We start from the raw sequence: 1,727 nt of genomic DNA, 5'->3' as shown, positions 1-1,727 counted from the left end.
CCCCCCAACCCCCCTTAATAAGGGGGGCTTAAAACTGCTCTTATTCCCCCCTTATTAAGGGGGCTAGGGGGGATTAAAATCTGTAGCAACACCCCAAAACTATTGACACGAACCATTAGTTCTGGTTGTATAAATAATGTTTTGTGGGTCAGGCATCCCTGCCTGACCACTGCACAGGCAGGATGCCTACAATTTATCAAAATTAATTACATGAACCAATAGGGCAGGCGCCCATAACTGCTATTATCCATCTGATAACCAGTTGGTCAAGTCAGTAATCGATGTAAAATCAAGTAATTCTTCAGCTAGCGCTTCTAAATCTTCGAGAGCTAAAGAACGTACACGCTCCTTAGTCGTATCATCAATATTACCTAAACGACGATTAAGTTGTCGTGTTACTAGTAATAGTGTTTGTTCCTGCTTGCCTTCCTGCTTGCCTTCCTGCTTACCTTCCTGCCTACCAATTTCAATGCCACTGCGCTCAAAAGATGTTACATATTTCATACGTCGTCCAGCCTCAAGTTGTTTTACTTCAAGTTTAAACTCTGCTTCAATATCCGGTGGTAGAGTCAGCATCCAATCTACAAAAGCTAGTAAATTGATTACCTCCTGTTCCTCAAACCCTTTTTCGTACAATCTGAGGACTAAAGCCAGCTTCTGCACTTTACGTTCGCTACGGTCTTCACGGGTATTAAGAGCAGCCAAGTGTGCCATAACTACCGTTGCAAATGGGTTCCCATCGTTTTCTAGCTGAGATAATGTTTGTTGATAGTCTACTAATTTTATAATTGGAAACTCAAAATACAACGAACAGCCAAATAAACTGTAACCAAAGCTCGACGGGCGCCAATTTTCTTTTTCATCACCCAAAATAGCCAGCGAAGCAACTGTTTTTTTATATTTATCGTATATGCGATAATTATAAATATACATCCGCATTGCAAAATCTTCTTCTTCTTGCGATTGTACCTCGATATGTACTAATACCCACTCCTCTCGACCATTTTTGAGATGTACTTTCACTAACTTGTCGGCAAAACGGCGCCCAATTGCAGCATCTTTAGCAACTTCTTCAAGTTCCTTATCCAAAAACTGAATTTCCTTTGTCCAATCAATTTGGTCATGTGCGATAGGAAAGAAGAACTCCATAAATTCCTTAAAATATATCTGTAATATATCTTTCCACGGTGAATCATATTTAGTCGGTGGATTTTTAGTTTTGTTCTCATCTGAAGAGATGATTTCGCTACTTACTTCGCTACTATTTATATCGTTATTATTAGTCATGCTTTAAAACTGATTCAACTTGTTCGATGAATCCTAATATACTATCGAACAAAAATACTGTCATCAAAAACGTTACAAATTGTTTAAGAGTTAAAATTTTATGATGAATTTATAAACACTTTACGATTCAATAAAAATAATAATGATTATTCCCCTTTCCTCGTAGGGAAGGGGTTAGGGGTTAGGTTTGAGAACACTCATTACCCATGAAAATTTTTCCATTTGGTAGTTGATACATTCCTTGCGGCTCAACTATACTGTCACCTTTTTTCCAAGGGCGCCGTTCTTGCGTTTCTGGTAAATTACTAACATTTCCTGTTGAATAGGTGCTAAGTGGAGCATTACCAGGACGCGCGCTTAAACCACCAGAACCTTTAAAATAAAATGTACCGCTTTTTTTATCTCTAGCAATACAACTAGTGGCAATAATCGCATTAGTA

At 38.4% G+C, this 1,727-nt stretch carries 2 protein-coding genes; both read right to left on the bottom strand.

The genetic code is table 11. The features are described from left to right. Positions 1–243: 243 nt before the first annotated feature. Complete coding sequence (locus AC2JBO_RS44840; RefSeq protein ID WP_496960072.1) at positions 244–1,287, bottom strand: Rpn family recombination-promoting nuclease/putative transposase; 1,044 nt, start codon at positions 1,285–1,287, stop codon at positions 244–246. Positions 1,288–1,468: 181 nt separating this feature from the next. Continuing rightward, on the bottom strand, positions 1,469–1,727 hold a 259-nt coding region (locus AC2JBO_RS44835), incomplete at its 5' end, for a hypothetical protein (protein WP_496960071.1).

It is taken from the genome of Calothrix sp. CBUCES-K 9914 (assembly GCF_059640475.1).
Note: the sequence above shows the minus strand (reverse complement) of the source record. Positions and strands in the feature narration are given on the sequence as shown.